This is a genomic window from Sorangium sp. So ce448 (genome assembly GCF_051520915.1).
Lineage (GTDB): Bacteria > Myxococcota_A > Polyangia > Polyangiales > Polyangiaceae > Sorangium > Sorangium cellulosum_B.
Window position 1 is genome coordinate 278,431 of sequence record NZ_CP150343.1, and the last position, 15,744, is coordinate 294,174.

Genomic DNA, 15,744 nt, shown 5'->3' on the forward strand with positions numbered 1-15,744 from the left:
CGGCCAGCAGGCCAGTCCGATCCGCGGGCGCAGGCTATTCCAGCCGGCCTGTGCGGTCAGAAGGTCAGCGATGCTCCCGCGATCGGGGGAGTCCGGTAGGGACGCAAGTTGGCTCTGCCGGGATGCGCGGAGCACCGGACAGGGCGTCTGGTGAAATGAGACAGAAACCTCTCAGCAACAGGCCCAGTCGGCTCCCGGGCGGCGATGTGCGCGCGGGCTCGGCAGGAGCCGGGTATCCGCCTGTGCGGCGCTACGGCGCCGCCGGTCCCCACAGCCCGGGCACGCGCGTTCCGCAGGAAGGGCACGCGCCGCCGGTGAGGAGGACCTCCTGCGTCTCGTAGTTGAACCGCCGCACGACGACCTCGTGGCAGGCGGGGCAGCGTGTATGCGAGAGCTCACGGACGCGGTCGGCCACGTTGCTGACGTAAACGTACTTCATCCCCCGCGCATAGGCGACGCCCGCCACGTCCACGAGGAACGCCGGGTCGGTCGTCATGCGATCGCGCATCTTGTAACGCGGGTAGAAGGCGTTGAGGTGCCAGGGGATGTCGGGGTCGACCCCGGCGATCTCGGCGCCGAGGGCGCGGAGGCCGGCCGCCTTGTCGTTGAAGCCGGGGACGACGAGCGTCACGACCTCGACCCAGTAGCCGAGGCGCCGGGCCTCGCCGATCGCCGCGAGCACCGGCTCGACGCGGCCGCCGAGCGTCCGGTATTGATCCGCGCTCCACCCCTTCAGATCGACGCGGAACACGTCGGCGACCGGGCGCATGTACGCGAGCGCCTCGGGCGTCGTGTTGCCATCCGAGATGAGCGCCGTGACGAGCCCACGCCGCTGCGCCTCGGCGAAGACCGCGCGCGCCCACTCGGCGGTGATCATCGGCTCGTTGTAGGCGCTCGCCAGCACCTCGCAGCCCGCCGCGACGGCCACCTCGACGAGATCCGCGGCGCTGATGTCGATGGGCTCGCCGTCGCCCTCCGGCTCGCGGAGGGCCTGGGAGACCTTCCAGTTCTGGCAATAAGGACAGCGCAGGTCGCACCCGAACATACCGAAGGTGAGCGACCTCGCGCCGGGGCGCACATGGAAGATCGTGTTCGTCTCGACCGAGCGCACGTAATGGCGCGCGACATAGCCGAACGGGACGCGCAGCTCGCCGTCCTTCTCGAAGCGGATCCCGCACGCGCCCGCGCGACCCGGCGCGAGGACGCAGCGGTGCGCGCACGCGGTGCACCGGAGATACCCCTCCTCGGGGCCGGGCTCGTAGAGCGCGCCGGGCACGGTGCGGCGGGCGAGCTTCGCCGTGAGGGGCTCGCCCGCGGCGCCGCCCTCGCCAGGCCCGGCTGCGGCGCGCTCGCACGCGGGCTCGTTCACGGCGCCGCGAACGAGGTCCTCCACGCGGACGTGCGGGCGGGCGGCCGGATCGAGCGCGTCGAGCGGAGCGTCGATCGCGGCTTTCGGGGCGCTGCGTCCGTTCGTCTCCATGGGAGCGCGGGCATCGCTAGCATCGCAGCCGCGAAAAACAAGGGGCTTGTGTCGCGGCGGTGCGGCGGCGCAGCAGGGCAGCAGCACAGCGCGGTCGTGCAGCGGCGCTGCGGCGGGCAGCGAGGTGGGCCGGGGCGGGAGCGCTCTTGTCAGGCCGGGAGCGCGCCGGCGCCCTGCGCGAGCCGATCGAGCTCGTCCTGGCCGAGCTCGCGCTCGCCGGCGAACGCGATCCCCACGACGGCGCGCACGCTCGCGGAGGCGTCGCGCACGGGCAGCGCCACCGCCGCCTGCGCCGCGACCGCCCTGGCCCCGGGCCGCACGTCGCCGGACGTGTCCGTCTGCAAGTTGCACGTCTGCACGGGCTGGTCGCGCTCCCAGGCGAGCCCGGCCATCCCCTTGCCCCGCGGGACGCGGCGCGTGATCTCCTGCACCTTCTCGGGGATGTTCACGGCCGCGGCCAGCGCGAGCGCGTCGCCCTCGACGAGGTGCACCGTGCCAGCGATACCCCCGTTGTCGACGACGAAGCTCCGAAGCCACGGCTCCAACGACTCTCGGCGCGCATGCATGCCCGCACCTTCGGCCGTCGCGGGGCCTGCGTCAACCCGGGGGCCGCCCGCGGAGGCGCCGGATTTTTCAGGCCTCGTCAGGCCTCGTCCTTCACCCGCTTGGGCCAGCGCACGATGAAGGTGGCTCCTGCGCCGGGGCGCGACGAGACGGACACGCTCCCTCCGCGGCTCTGCACGATCTTCTTCACGACGGAGAGCCCTATCCCGGTGCCTTCCACCTTGTCGCGCGACTCGAGCGTATGAAAGAGATCCCAGATGCGCTCGTGGTACTCGGGCGCGATGCCGGGCCCGTTGTCCCGCACGGCGAACTCGACGTAGGCGCCGGCGTCCTCACACGTCACCTCGACGCGCGCGTCGCTGCGGCGCGCGTGCTTCAGGGCGTTGCTGATGAGGTTCTGGAACACCTGCTGCATCGGGACGCGCTCCGCGGCGATCGTCGGCATCCCGGGCGCGATGTCGACCCGGGCGCCCGCGGGCGGCGAGAGCAGCTCGACGACCTCCGCGAGCAGATGGCCGGTGTCGACGCTGACCACGTCGCCGCGCAGGCGCCCCGCCCGCGAGTAATGGAGGATCCCGTCGATGAGCGCCTCGAGGCGGCGCACGCGCCCGCGCAGGAGGTGGATGTGCTCCTGCGTCTCGCCGTCCAGCTTCCCCGCCAGCGACTCCTCGATCCACTCGGACAGGTTCGCGATCCCCCGGAGGGGCGCCTTGAGGTCGTGCGAGGCGACGTAAGCGAACTGGTCGAGCTCCTTGTTCGTCTTCGCGAGCGCGGTGATGAGCTCCTCTCGGTGCTGGCTCAGCTGCTCGATGCGGCGCCGCGCGAGCACCTGATCGGTGATCTCGAAGCCGACGACCATGACGCCCGCGACGGCGCCGGAGGGGTCGCGTATGGGCTGAGCGACGTAATTGAAGACGGCCTCGCTCGCCGCGCCGCCGCGCTGGACGGGGATGGTCAGCTCGGTCATGCGCAGCGGCTGGCCGGCCTCGAGCGCGCGGTCCAGCATCGCGATCGCCTCGTGCTCGCCGAGCTCCGGGAACACCTCGCGCACGCTCTTCCCGACGAGGTCCCGCCGGCCGACCATCTCGCAGTACGGCGGGTTGGCGACCTCGTAGCGGTGCTCGGGGCCGGCGAACACCGCGATGGGGACCGGCGCCTGCATGAAGAGGTCGTACAGCTTCTCGCGCTCGCTCTCGGCCGCTGCCCGCAATCGGGCGAGCTGGAGGTGCGTGGCGACGCGGGCGACGAGCTCGCGCGCGGAGAACGGCTTGGGGAGGTAGTCGTCCGCGCCCGCCTCGAGCCCCTCGACGCGCGACTCCTCCCCGGCGCGCGCGGAGAGCATCACGACCGGGACACCCCTCGTGCGCTCGTCCGCGCGCAGCGCGCGGAGCAGGCCGAAGCCGTCGAGGTTCGGCATCATCACGTCGGTGAGCACGAGATCCGGCGGGCTGCGGCGCGCCGACGCGAGCGCCTCGGCGCCGTCGGCGACGGCCTCGACCGTCCAGCGCTCGCGCAGCACCCGCCCGACGTACTCGCGCATATCGGCGTTGTCGTCCGCGAGCAGGACGCGCCCGGCCGGCCCGGCCTGGATCGCGGCGCCGTCGGACGACGTCCACGCCCCCGGGGAGAGGTGCTCGACGGCGGTATCTCCCTCTGCGCCGGGGGGCGAGTCACCCTCTGCGCCGGGGGGCGAGTCGCCCTCTGCGCCGGGGGGCGAGTCGCCCTCCGCGCGGGGCAGCCAGCGGAGCGCCTCCTGCACATAGGGCGCTGCGCCCGTCGTCGTCGACGCCAGCGTCCGCGCGGCGTTCACGCGGTCCTCCGGCAGGTGCCCGGCCCCGCGAGGCAGGGAGACCGTGAACGACGTCCCCACGGAGAGCTCGCTCGTGACGTGGATGGTCCCGCCGTGGAGGCGGACGAGCTCGTGGACCAGCGCGAGCCCGATCCCGGACCCCTCGTGCGTGCGGGAGCGCGCGCCCTGGACGCGATGGAACCGCTTGAACAGGTGCGAGAGCTCGCGATCCGGGATGCCCGTCCCGGTGTCCCGCACGGTGAGGTCGGCGCGATCGCCGTGCGCGCGGAGCGAGATCGAGACCGTCCCCTCGAACGTGAACTTGAGCGCGTTCGAGAGGAGATTGAGCACGATCTTCTCCCACATGTCGTGATCGACGTAGACGGGCTCGGGCAGCGGCGGGCAATCGACCTCGAAGGCGAGCCCCGCGCGCTCCATCGCCGAGCGGAAGGCGCTCGCGAGGTCCGCGGTGAGCGCGGAGAGATCGGTCGGCTGGTACGACGCCTGGATCCGGCCCGCCTCGATGCGCGAGAAGTCGAGCAGCGCGTTGACCAGCTTGAGGAGCCGGACCGCGTTGCGGTGCGCGGTCTCGAGATCCGCGCCCGACAGGCTCCGCTCCGCCGACGCGAGGGCGTCCTCGAGCGGCCCGAGCATCAGCGTGAGGGGCGTGCGGAACTCGTGGCTCACGTTGCTGAAGAACGTGGTCTTCGCGCGATCGAGCTCGGCGAGGGCCTCCGCCCGCCGCTTCTCCTCCTCGTACGCCTGCGCGTTGGCGATGCCGGCGGAGATCTGGCCGGCGACGAGGTGGAGGAAGCCGCGGTAATCGTCGTCGAAGAGGCGGAATGGATTCAGCCCGACGATCAGGACCCCGGCGCGCCCCGTCTCGCCCGAAGGGGAGATCGCGAGCGCGGCCGCCCGCGTCGGCGGCCTTTGCCATGCGCCGGTCGGGAGATCGCGGAGGTGAGCCGGTATCTCGACGACGCGGCAGGACTCGTGCTCTCGCAGCACCGCGGCGAGCGGCCACGGCGACGCGTCCGTGAGCGCGATCGTCTCGGGGGCCGCGGCGTGCCCCCGCTCGAACCCCGTGCTGCCCGCGAGCTGCACGCGCCGCCGGTCCGGATCGACGACGTAGAGGAGCGCGAACGGGAGATCCTTCGTGTTGGTCGCGAGCGAGCTCGCGCTGCGCGCGCACACGTCTTCCCACGAGCGCACGTGCGCGGTCCGCGCCGTGAGGTCGCGGAGGAGCGAGAGCTGCCGCTCTCCGATGATCCGCCGCGTGTCCTCGGTATTGGCACAGAGGATCCCGCCCGTGCCGCCCTGATCGTTCGGCACAGGGCTGTAGGAGAACGTGTAATACGTCTCCTCCTGGTAGCCGTTCCGCTCCATGACGAGGAGGAGCGCCTCGTCGTAGGTGCCCTCGTCGCGGCGCATCGCGGACGCGGCGCGCGGCCCGACCTGGCCCCAGATCTCGCGCCACACGACGGACGCGGGCTGCCCGAGCGCCTCGGGGTGCTTGCCGCCGACGATCGACTTGTAAGCGTCGTTGTAGAGGTTGATGAGCGAGTCGCCCCACCAGACGAACATCGGCTGGCGCGACGTCAGGACGATGCGCACGCACGTCTTGAGGCTCTGCGGCCACGACGAGACCGGCCCGAGCGGCGTCTTCGACCAGTCGATCGCGCGCATGCGCGCGCCCATCTCTCCTCCGCCGGCGAGGACCGCGCGAGCGTCCGCGCGATCCGGCGGCGAGCCATCCAGCTCGAGCGACATGGACTCTTTGTAGCGTGCTGTAGGTGGCGGGAGAAGGGCAGAAAAACAATGTGTTTTGGTTGCCCGGGTGATCCGCCGCACCGCGGAGGGGCCGGCGCGCCGGCGCCGCTCACGGCGGCGCGTCGAGCACCGCGCGCAGCGCCCGGCGCGCCACGTCGGGCGAATAGCCCTGGCGCGCCAGGAAAGCATAGAGCTTCTGCCGCTGCTCCGGCGGAGCGAGCCCCGAGAGCGAGCGGAGCTTCTTGCGCGCCGCCCGCTCGGCCACGGCGGACTCGTCCGTTCCCTCCTCGGCCATGACCTGCCGTATGGCCGCGTCCGCCACGTCGCGCGAGACGCCTTTGCGGGCGAGGTCCTGCTCGATCCTGCGGCGCGACCGGGGCCTGCCCACGATGCCGGAGCGCGCCTTGGCCTCCGCGAAGCGCGCGTCGTCGAGCAGCCCGCTCGAGGTGAGGCGCTCGATCGCGGTCGTCACGTGCTCCCTGGGCTCGCCCTTCTCGATCAGGCGCTTCTCCAGCTCCCTGGCCGATCGCGCCCGGAACGACAGGAGCCGCAGCGCCCGCTCGTAGGTCTTCTGCTCGCCCGCGGCGGTCTTCCCGGGCGGCTCCGCCGCGGCCCCGGGGCTCTCCTGGCCGGGGGTCAGGCCGGCGGCGGCCTGCTCGGGCACCGTGGCGAAGGGGACCCCATCCACCAGGATGACGACGTGGCCGGGCTTGTCGGGCGAGGGGACGATTCCCGTGATGAGCGGCATGCGCGAGGGACGATGGCGCACCTGGCGCGGGCCGCAAGCTCCCGCTCACCCCGCCTGCTTCCGGCCGCGGCGTGGCGCCTGCGGGCTCACCTCACGGATCGAGCACGAGCACGCCAAACGCCTCCGGGACATGGAAGTTCGGCTTGCTCGTGCGGGGCGGGCTCCACGCGAGGTAATGCCGTGGGTCCTTGCCCTCCATTCGGTACAGGTTCATGGGCAGCCGCGCGCTCGGGGCGAGCGCGCCGACGATCCCCGGCGCCGCCAGCAGCGCCTCGATGACGGCCGTGCGCGCCTGCGCGTCCTGGCTCGTCGCGATCGTCGCGCCGCTCGACCATGCGGTGTCTTCCAGGCGCTCGTCGCGGTCGATCGCGATATCGAAGAAATGGCCGAACGGCCCGATCTCCACCTCGAAATACCGCCTCGGCGAGCCCGGGGCCGGCGTGAGGAAGAGCTCGATGCAATCCTCTTTGTAAAGCCCCTTTCGCTCCGTGCCGACGGGCTTCGAGCGATCCGTGTTGAGCCCCGCGTTCGAGAGCTCGAAGAGCGCGTGGAGCCCTTGCTTCGACCAGAGGAAGCGCGCCCGCGTGGGGAACCCGGTGGGCTTGCCGGCGTAATCGGTGTCCCACTGCACGGCCTTCGCGCGGCCCCACGCCGCGTCGTCGGCCTTCCCGTCGAGCACGACCTGCTCTCCCGGCGGAAGAGGCGACGCGTGCGCCTCCGGCTTCGCGGGGCCTCCGCCCGGCCCTTCGCCCTGCTTCCCCTCGGGCGCCTTCTGCGAGGCCGGCGGCGCGGGATCGAGCCCCTTCGCAGGCCCGCCGGGCAAGGGCGCGTGTCCGGGCTCCCAGTCGAGCCGGAAGGGCGCCATCGCCTTGTAATGCACGGGCCTCGGGCTCTTCAGGAGATCTGCCCCGTCTCCCGTGATCGCCGTCGCCTTGAGATCCAGCCCGAAGCGCTTCGCCGCGGCGTCGATGAGCGGCGAGGTCCGGTGGCCGCCGAGCTCGCGCGCGAGCGCGGGGCTGTTCCACACGCCGAGGAGCTCCGCCGCCACGCGGTCGACCCGCACCGGGTTCGTGCCCCCGATGGCCACCATCTCCGCCGTGGGGTGGAGGACCTGGAAGCCGTCTCCGCCCATCGCCGGCGCGCCGTCGCCGAGCACCGCGTCCGGCGCGGATATCTCGAGCACGTCGACCATGCGCTCGGCGAAGACGCGGAGCGACGATACGTAAAGAGCCCTGTCCTCCTGGCCGGCGGACTTCGTGTCCAGGTACGCCTTGAGCTCCCTGTGCATCCTCCACTTCTGCTTGTAGGCAGGCGCGCTGTCCGACAGCATGACCGTGCCCTGCATGCCCTTGATACCGACGGAGATGACCGAGTACCGGTGCATCTTGAGCCGGGGGAGCGACAGGAAGAGCCCGTGGTCGAGGTGCTCTGCCAGCACCTTCGGCATGAGCAGCGTCGGGACGTGGGTCGCCTGGATGCCGCGGATGGCGAGGGGCTTTCCGGGCCTGTCGCCGGCGACGTCGTAGACCCCGTCGTCGTCCATCGCGACGAGCGCGGCGCCCTCCTCCGCGGCCATCGCCTCGTAGCCGGTGCGCTGCGCGATGTCCTTCCAGAACTTGTGCGAGTGGCCGCAGCCCTCGGCGATCGTGATCTTCGTGTGTCCGCGCGCCTTGAGGCACTGGACGACGCCTCGCACGAACTCCGGCTGGGTGATCCGGCCGGTCACGCCGTCGTCGCCCTTCGACTTCGCAGGGTCCTTCACGCTGTCGAACCCGCAGATGTTGGGCTTGAGGAGCACGGGAGTCGCCGCGGGGCGCCTCGGCACCACCGCCTCGCAGATGCGCTTGCCGAGCTCCAGGGGACCCTGGCCGCGGAGCACGGTGACGGGCGAGTCGTCGGCCTTGATGCGCTCGACGTGCCGCTTCCTGAGGGCGGCGCCGTCGATGCTGTCCGACGCGATCACCGAGGGGCCGGACTCGTACCGCTGCGACGCGCCCGCGACCACGTCGCTCGACGCGCTCGGCACCGCGGTCGGGACGGCCGGGTGCGCGGAGGTGGCGGCGAACGAGGAGGCGGTCGGCGCCGGCGCGGGCGCGGACGCGGACGCGGACGTCGCCGCGTCGGGCGGCGGCTGCGGGGCGGCGGGGCCGCCGTCGCCGGGACCGCCGCCCGGCTGGGGTTGCCGGTCCCCGCAGCCCGAGAGGACGGCGAGCAGCGCCGGGAGCGCCGCGATCGCGAGGGAAGAACGCCGCGCCCGGCGGCCGTGCGTCGCCTGTGTCGTGTTCATGCTCGCGGAGCACGATGGGGCGAAACGACGGCGGCGAGAAGGAAGAATTTTGATGCAGCTCATGTATTACAGCGCAGGCGCAGAATGAACGGATGTATGGCCCTGCTGGCGTGGAATTTATTTCCAATAACGAATTTTTACGAATGGAGGGTGAGATGAAATCCGCTTCTCGTGTGCTCTCGGCCGTGGTCGCGACGTCCCTGCTGGCGCTGTCCGCGTGCGGCGATGACGGCGGAAACAGCGATGGCGGAGGCGCCTCCTGCGGAGAGGTCGCGGCGTGCGGCGGCGATCCGACAGGATCATGGTCCATCGATGACGCGTGCTTCGATGCCTCGATGTTCCAGGTCCCCATCGAGGGGTGTGACGCCGAGCTCGACTCCAGCGGCCTCGATGTGAGCGGACATGCCGAGTTCCGGGCCGACGGCACCTATGTCATGACAGCCACGTTGCAAGGGCAGATAAGGGTGAACCTTCCACCGGCGTGCCTCACGCAGGAGGGCACCACGAGCACCTGCGCGCAGCTGGACGAGCAGCTGGAGCAGGTCGCGGCTCAGGGCGACTCGCCCTTCGTAGCGGCGGAGTGCTCCTCTGCGGGCGCAGACTGCGCGTGCGCCATGACCATCGCGGGGATGGCCTCGACGGACAGGGGCACCTGGTCGGTCTCCGGTTCCACCTTGACGACCGAGGCCGAAGGCGAGGACCCCGAGGCGGCGCCGTTCTGCGCGCAGGGATCCTCGCTCACGATGGGCATATCGACGTCTGCGGGAGGGAATGCGTCGGGCCCCCTCAAGACGTACCTGAAGTTCACGAAGGAGTGAGCCGCGGCGAGCCCGGCTGTCCGGGCGCCGCTCAGCGCCGGTCGAGCCCCACGATGCGGTCGAGCAGCGCCCGGTCGAGGTTCGCCTCCACCGCCGTGGCGAGCCGGTCGTACTCCTCGTGTCGGCTCGGTATCGCCGGCTCCCCCGCGACCCTGGGGAGCCCCCGCCGCTCGCGCAGCGCCGCGAGGAGCGACCGCCTGAGCCCGTCGTTGTCGAGGATCCCGTGGATCATCGTGCCCACCACGGCGCCGTCCGCCGATACGGCCCCATCGAGCGCCGGCTCGGCCTTGCCACCCCGCGACCCGATCGCGAACGCCGCGGCCGCGCCGCCCACCCGCTCCACGCGGCCCATGTGGATCTCGTAGCCGGTCAGCTCTCCCGCGCCCTCGCTCTCGGCCTCTCCAGCGCTCGCCGCCCCCAGGAACGAGCGGCCCGCGAGCCGCGCCCGCACCTGCGCCACCGTCTTGGTCCGCTCGAACCGCGTCCACACATCGAGCAGCCCGAGGCCCCGCGCCGCCGGCTCGGCCGACTCGACGCCTTCCGGATCCTCGATCGCCCCGCCGAGCATCTGGCAGCCGCCGCAGATCCCGAGCGTCCAGCCGCCCTGCCGGGCGCGCGCCGCGACCGCCTCCGCGAGGCCGCTCGCGCGCAGCCACGCGAGATCGGCCATCGTGCTCTTCGTCCCGGGGAGCAGCACGAGGTCCGCATGGCCGATCTCGTCCGGCCGCTCGATGAACCGCACCACCACGCCGGGCTCGTGCTCCAGCGGCTCCACGTCGTCGTAATTCGATATCCGCGGCAGCCGGACCACCGCGATGTCGAGCTGCCCCGGGCCCGCGGGCCCCCGGCGCCGCCGGCCCTCCAGCGACACCGAGTCCTCGTCCGCGATGCGCAGCTGCTTCAGGTAAGGCACCACGCCGAGCACCGGGACGCCCGTCCGCGCCGTCAGCATGTCGAGCCCCGGCTCCAGCAGCTTGAGGTCGCCGCGGAACTTGTTGATCACAAACGCGGCCACGCGCGCGCGCTCGTCGGGCTCGAGCAGCGCCATCGTCCCGACCAGCGCGGCGAACACGCCGCCTCGGTCGATGTCGCCGGCGAGCAGCACCGGCGCGTCGGCGACGCGCGCGACGTGCATGTTCACGATGTCGCGGTCCTTCAGGTTGATCTCCGCGGGGCTGCCCGCCCCCTCGATCACCACGACGTCGTGCGCCTCGCGCAGCCGCCCGAGCGAGCGGGCGATGATGTCCTTCAGCTCTCCCCGGTACGCGAAGTAGTCGCGCGCGTGCAGGCTGCCGATCGGCTTGCCGAGCACGATCACCTGGGAGCGGGAGTCGCCCTCGGGCTTGAGCAGCACAGGGTTCATGTCGACCGTCGGCGCGACGCGCGCCGCCTCGGCCTGCACCGCCTGCGCCCTCCCGATCTCGCCGCCGTCCAGGGTCGCGAACGAGTTCAGCGCCATGTTCTGCGACTTGAACGGCGCGACCCGGAGGCCCCGCCGCTGGAAGATGCGGCAGAGCGCCGCGCAGAGCAGGCTCTTGCCGACCGAGGACGCCGTGCCCTGAACCATCACCGTGAGCGCCGTCATCGGAAGAGCTCCTGTCCAAAGGACGCCGCCGCCAGGAGGGCCGCCGCGAGCCCGGCGAAGAGCAGCGCCGCGAGCAGCACGATCCGGCAGGCCTCGTCGATGAGCCCCCGCCGGAGCGGCTCCACCGCGTCGCCGAGGCGGTAGTGGCCGCGCTTCTCGAGCTCGACCCGGAGCAGCCCGGCCATCGCGGCCATGGGACGGCCGGCGTTCGGGCTCTCGGTGAGGCCGCCGTCGCGCAGGAGCACGGCGAGGCCGCGGCGCGCGTCGGCGCCGCGGAGCCACCCGGCGGCGAGCAGGAGGAGCGCGGTGAGCCGCGCCGGAACGAAGTTCAGCGCGTCGTCGAGCCGCGCCGAGGCCTTGCCGAGGTACTCGTAGCGGCCGTGGTAGCCGACCATCGCGTCGAGCGTGTTCACCGCGCGGTAGAAGAGCGCGCCCGGGAGCCCGAAGAGGGCGAAATAGAAGAGCGGCGCGACGAAGCTGTCCGACGCGTTCTCCGCGACCGACTCGACCGACGCGGCGACCAGCGCGGGCTCGTCGAGCTCGGACGGGTCGCGGCTGCAGAGGCTCCGCAGCGCGCCGCGGGCCCCGGTGACGTCGCCCGCCGCGAGGGCGTCGCGCACGCCGAAGGCCGCGTCGCGGAGCGCGCGGAGCGCGAAGGTGGGCTTCAGCAAGAGACCTGACAAAGCGAGCGCGAGGACGGGGTGCGGGGCGAGCAGCGCCGCGACGCCGGCGCCGAGCGCGGCGAAGAGGCAGGGGACGGCGAGGGCCATGAGCGCGCCGAAGAGGAGCTCCGCAACGCGGCCGCCCGTGGGCGCGGCGCGCTTCAGGGCCTGGATCGCGGAGCCCATCCACACGACGGGGTGGATGGCGGAAGGGGGCTCGCCGCAGGCGAGGTCGAACGCGACAGCGACGAGCAGCGCGGCGGCGGCCGTCATTGCGCGTCCTCGCCGCCGCCGTCGACGAGCGCGACAGGGCCGGGGCGCAGGCGCAGGATCGCGCCCATCACGGCCACGTAGAGCTCGCTGGCCGAGCGGCCGAGCCGCTGGTGCGCGCGCCCCGCGAGGTCGCGGAACGCCCGGCCGAGCCGGCTCTCCGGGACCACGCCCATGCCGACCTCGTTCGAGACGAGGACGACGTGCGGCGCCGCCGACTCGACGGCGGCGGCGAGCGCCTCGATGCGCTCCTCGATGGGCCCGAGCGCGCGGCCCTCGGTCTCGTCGCGGAGCAGCAGGTTCGAGAGCCAGAGCGTGAGGCAGTCGACGACGACGACGTCGACGCCGGAGAGCGAGGCGATGCGCTCGGGGAGCGCGATCGGCTCCTCCACGGTGAGGAACGCGCCGCCTCGCTCGCGGACGTGCGCGTCGATGCGCGCCCTCATCTCGTCGTCGAACGGCTCGGCGGTCGCGATGAAGGCGCGGCGCTCGCCGAGCGAGCGCGCGAGGGAGAGCGCGAACGCGCTCTTGCCGGAGCGCACGCCGCCGCCGATGAGCGCGACCCGGCGCGGCGCCGTGCCCGGGCCGCTCATCGCGCGCGCTCCTTCCGGTGCGCGGCGGCGCTCGCGACGAGCCCCTCGGGGACGAGCGGGTTCGAGGCCCAGTGCGCGTGCACGTACGAGGCGAGGACGCTCGCTGTCCGGTACCCCTCGCGGCTGACCTGCCCGCCGCGCCGGCGCCGCACGGAGTAGGCGTGCTCGATCGGCAAGGGCGCCTGTGTGGACGGCGACGGCGGCTGCTCGGCCGGCGCCGGCGCCGCGGACGGCTCGACCGGCACAGCGCGCTGCGACGGGCGGAGCTCGGAGTAGCGGAACTGGTGCCCGCGGAAGCGGAGCCCCGCGCCGCCCAGGAGCGTGCGCGCCTGCGTCTCGACCTCCACGTACCCGAGCGCCTGCAGCTTCTCGCACATCGCGGCCTCCGCGGGCACGAGCCCGACCATGGGGTGCGCGCGCCCGTCCAGCGTGCGGATCGCCTCGGTCAGGTACATGAGCCCGCCGCACTCGGCGTAGATCGGGCCCCCACGGCCGGCGAACGCGCGGATCTCGCCGCGGAGCGCGGCGTTCGCGGCCAGGCGCTCCGCGTGCACCTCGGGGTAGCCGCCCCCGAGGTAGAGCGCGTCGACGTCGGGCAAGCGCGCATCGTGGATCGGCGAGAACCGCACGAGCTCGGCCCCGGCGGCTTCGAGGCGGCGCAGGTTGTCCGCGTAGTAGAAGTGGAAGGCCTCGTCGAACGCCAGGCCGATGCGCGCCCGGCCGCGCTGCGCGCCGGCGGTGGCGGCGCCGGGCGTCGCGGCCGCGCCGGCCGCCGGCAAGGGCGGCGCCGCGCGCGCGATCTCGAGCAGCGCGTCGAGCCCGATCCACGCCTCGGCCTGCGCGCCCCAGTGGTCGAGGCGCTCCTCGGGGAGCGCGGCCTCGTCGGCCGTGCGCAGGCCGAGGTGGCGCTCGGGGAAGCGCTGCGCCTCGTCCCGCGGCAGGCCGCCGAGGACCGGCAGCGACCGGTTCACCTGCGCCTGCGCCTGCCGGAGGATGTCGAGGTGGCCGCGGCTGCCGACCTGGTTGCACACGACAGCGGCGACGCGCAGCGCCGGATCGAAGCCCGCGAAGCCCTGGACGAGCGCCGCGACGCTGCGGGCCATCCCGGACGCGTCGACGACGAGCGCGACCGGCGCCTCGAGCCATTTCGCGATCTCGGCGGTCGAGCCCTCCTCCCCGGTCGGGCTCGCCCCGTCGAACAGGCCCATCACCCCCTCGATCAGCGCGACGTCGGCGCCGGCGGTCTCCGCCGCGAACGTCGACAGGACCGCTTCCCGGCCCATCATCCAGCCGTCGAGGTTGTGCGATGTCCCGGCCACGGCGCGCGCGTGGTACGTCGGATCCAGGTAGTCGGGACCGCACTTGAACAGCGCGACCTGGAGGCCGCGGGCGCGGAGCGCGCGCGCGATCGCCACCGTGGCGGTCGTCTTGCCGACGCCGCTCGCCGTGCCGGCGACGACGAGCCGGGGGATGGCCCGGGACATCAGAAATCGACTCCCATCTGGGCCTTTTGCCCCTGCTCGAACGGGTGCTTCACCGATCTCATCTCCGTCACCAGATCGGCGAGCGCGAGGAGCGCGTCGGGCGCGTTCCTGCCGGTGATCACGACGTGCACGTGCGCGGGCCTCGCGCGCAGCGCCGCGAGCAGCTCGTCCTCGGCGATGAAGCCGTAATGGAGCGCATACGTGATCTCGTCGAGCACCACGATGTCCTGCTCGCCGCCCGCGATGAGCGCCGCGGCCTCCTGGAAGGCCGCGCGCGCCGCCGCCTTGTCGCGCGAGAGATCGTCGCTCTCCCAGGTGAAGCCGCGCCCCATGACGAGGAACGTCAGGTTGGGGAGCGTCTCGGCGAACAGCCGCTCTCCCGTCTTCCACTTGCCCTTGATGAACTGCACCACAGCGACGCGCATGCCCCGGCCGAGCGCGCGGAACACCATGCCGAGCGCGGCCGTCGTCTTGCCCTTGCCGTGGCCCGTATAGACGATGACGAGCCCGTTTCGACCGGCGGTCGCCGCGGCGCCCGCCGCGCCCGACCCGGCGCTCTCCTCCGCGCTCACGACTCCTCCTCGGTCGTGCCAGGGACGAGGAGCTTCTTCTCGGCCTTGCGGAAGCGGTGGCTGAAATCCGGATCATAGAGCCGCGAGTCGGCGAAATCGGTGGACGTGAGCACCCGGCCGACCAGGATCATCGACTGGCTCTTGATGCCCTCGGCCCGCACCTTGTCCCGGATGTCGGCGAGCGTGCCTCTCACGATCTTCTGATCGGGGCAGCTCGCCTTGTGCACCACCGCGACCGGGCAATCCGCGCCGTAGGCCGGGATGAGCGCCGCGGCAACGTCCTTGAGCAGGGTGATGCTCAGGAACAGGCACAGGGTCGCCTGGTGGCGGGCGAGCTCCTCGAGCCGCTCGGCGGGCGGCACCGGCGTGCGCCCCTCGGCGCGCGTCAGGATGACGGTCTGCGAGAGCTCGGGCAGCGTGAGCTCGCGCCCGAGCGCAGCGGCCGCCGCGGTGAAGGACGAGACGCCGGGGATGATCTCGTACGGGATCCCGAGCGCATCCATCCGGCGCATCTGCTCGGCCGTCGACCCGAAGAGGACGGGATCGCCCGTGTGAACGCGCGCCACGTCGTGCCCCGCGTCCCTGGCCTCGACGAAGACGTCCACGATCTGGTCGAGGGTCATGCCGGAGGAGTCGATGACCCGGGCGTCCGGGCGCGCGGACGCCACGATCTCCCGGGGGACGAGCGAGCCCGTGTACATGACGACAGGGCAGCGAGCGACGAGCTCGGCGCCGCGGACCGTGATGAGCCCGGGATCGCCCGGGCCGGCGCCGATGATGTAGACGCGCATGGGGGTTCTTTCCTTGCTTCGTGCGCCGGCGATCCCGGAAGGGACCGCGGGCGCGCGAAGCTAGAGCGATCGCGAGGCGGGCGCTAGGGGGTGGGACAGAGCCGCCGAGGCGGAGCCTCGAGGAAACTGACCGGAGCCTGGTCGGCGCTTGCCAACTCCGCGAAAAATGGTGCTCTGGAGCGTGCAGGAAGGCTCCGCGGGCTGCCGAAAGCTCGTGGTGACGTCGGGCGGGCGAAGGCTTTCGGTAGCCGATGCGGCAGCCGCAGAGGCGTTGCGTACGCAGACAAAAAGCTTGCACTCATGAGTGCATCATTGCTGCCGATCGACCAGC

Annotated in this window: 12 protein-coding genes; 1 reads left to right on the top strand and 11 read right to left on the bottom strand. The window is 72.6% G+C overall.

Annotation, left to right across the window (positions count from 1 at the left end):
• Positions 1–250 precede the first annotated feature (250 nt).
• The 5 genes from WMF45_RS01145 to WMF45_RS01165 form a co-directional block, all read right to left on the bottom strand.
• Positions 251–1,480 carry a radical SAM protein gene (locus tag WMF45_RS01145; RefSeq protein WP_437715133.1) on the bottom strand — a complete coding sequence of 410 codons (1,230 nt, stop codon included), beginning with the start codon at positions 1,478–1,480 and terminating at the stop codon, positions 251–253.
• 149 nt (positions 1,481–1,629) lie between these two features.
• Entirely contained in the window at positions 1,630–2,046 is a 417-nt protein-coding gene (locus WMF45_RS01150; protein ID WP_437715134.1) for a GAF domain-containing protein, read from the bottom strand.
• Positions 2,047–2,123: 77 nt separating this feature from the next.
• The gene (locus WMF45_RS01155; protein ID WP_437715135.1) at positions 2,124–5,603 is read right to left on the bottom strand and encodes an ATP-binding protein; all 3,480 of its coding nucleotides are present in this window, start codon (positions 5,601–5,603) and stop codon (positions 2,124–2,126) included.
• Between the two features lie 109 nt (positions 5,604–5,712).
• A complete protein-coding gene (locus WMF45_RS01160; protein ID WP_437715136.1) occupies positions 5,713–6,351 on the bottom strand; it encodes a regulatory protein RecX in 639 nt (212 codons plus the stop codon).
• A gap of 91 nt (positions 6,352–6,442) precedes the next feature.
• Positions 6,443–8,638, bottom strand: coding sequence for a DUF362 domain-containing protein (locus WMF45_RS01165; RefSeq protein WP_437715137.1), 2,196 nt, complete (start codon positions 8,636–8,638; stop codon positions 6,443–6,445).
• Between the two features lie 155 nt (positions 8,639–8,793).
• On the opposite strand from WMF45_RS01165, the gene WMF45_RS01170 reads away from it, so the two are divergent.
• Complete coding sequence (locus WMF45_RS01170; protein WP_437715138.1) at positions 8,794–9,456, top strand: hypothetical protein; 663 nt, start codon at positions 8,794–8,796, stop codon at positions 9,454–9,456.
• Positions 9,457–9,487: 31 nt separating this feature from the next.
• Here the strand turns inward: WMF45_RS01170 and WMF45_RS01175 are convergent, their stop codons facing one another.
• From WMF45_RS01175 to cobM, 6 genes are read right to left on the bottom strand one after another with little or no spacing between them, the layout of a single operon-like run.
• On the bottom strand, positions 9,488–11,041 hold the full coding sequence (locus tag WMF45_RS01175; protein ID WP_437715139.1) for a cobyric acid synthase: 1,554 nt from the start codon (positions 11,039–11,041) through the stop codon (positions 9,488–9,490).
• Positions 11,038–11,976, bottom strand: a complete 939-nt coding sequence (gene cbiB / locus WMF45_RS01180; protein ID WP_437715140.1) for an adenosylcobinamide-phosphate synthase CbiB — start codon at positions 11,974–11,976, stop codon at positions 11,038–11,040. Before cbiB ends, WMF45_RS01175 begins: the two co-directional genes overlap by 4 nt.
• Positions 11,973–12,566, bottom strand: a complete 594-nt coding sequence (cobU, locus tag WMF45_RS01185) for a bifunctional adenosylcobinamide kinase/adenosylcobinamide-phosphate guanylyltransferase (protein ID WP_437715141.1) — start codon at positions 12,564–12,566, stop codon at positions 11,973–11,975. Before cobU ends, cbiB begins: the two co-directional genes overlap by 4 nt.
• On the bottom strand, positions 12,563–14,050 hold the full coding sequence (locus tag WMF45_RS01190; RefSeq protein WP_437715142.1) for a cobyrinate a,c-diamide synthase: 1,488 nt from the start codon (positions 14,048–14,050) through the stop codon (positions 12,563–12,565). The genes cobU and WMF45_RS01190 overlap by 4 nt, the downstream gene beginning before the upstream one ends.
• Positions 14,050–14,622: a cob(I)yrinic acid a,c-diamide adenosyltransferase gene (gene cobO, locus WMF45_RS01195; RefSeq protein WP_437715143.1), complete on the bottom strand. Its 573-nt coding sequence runs from the start codon at positions 14,620–14,622 to the stop codon at positions 14,050–14,052. The genes WMF45_RS01190 and cobO overlap by 1 nt, the downstream gene beginning before the upstream one ends.
• Complete coding sequence (gene cobM / locus WMF45_RS01200; protein WP_437715144.1) at positions 14,619–15,413, bottom strand: precorrin-4 C(11)-methyltransferase; 795 nt, start codon at positions 15,411–15,413, stop codon at positions 14,619–14,621. The genes cobO and cobM overlap by 4 nt, the downstream gene beginning before the upstream one ends.
• Between the last annotated feature and the right edge of the window lie 331 nt (positions 15,414–15,744).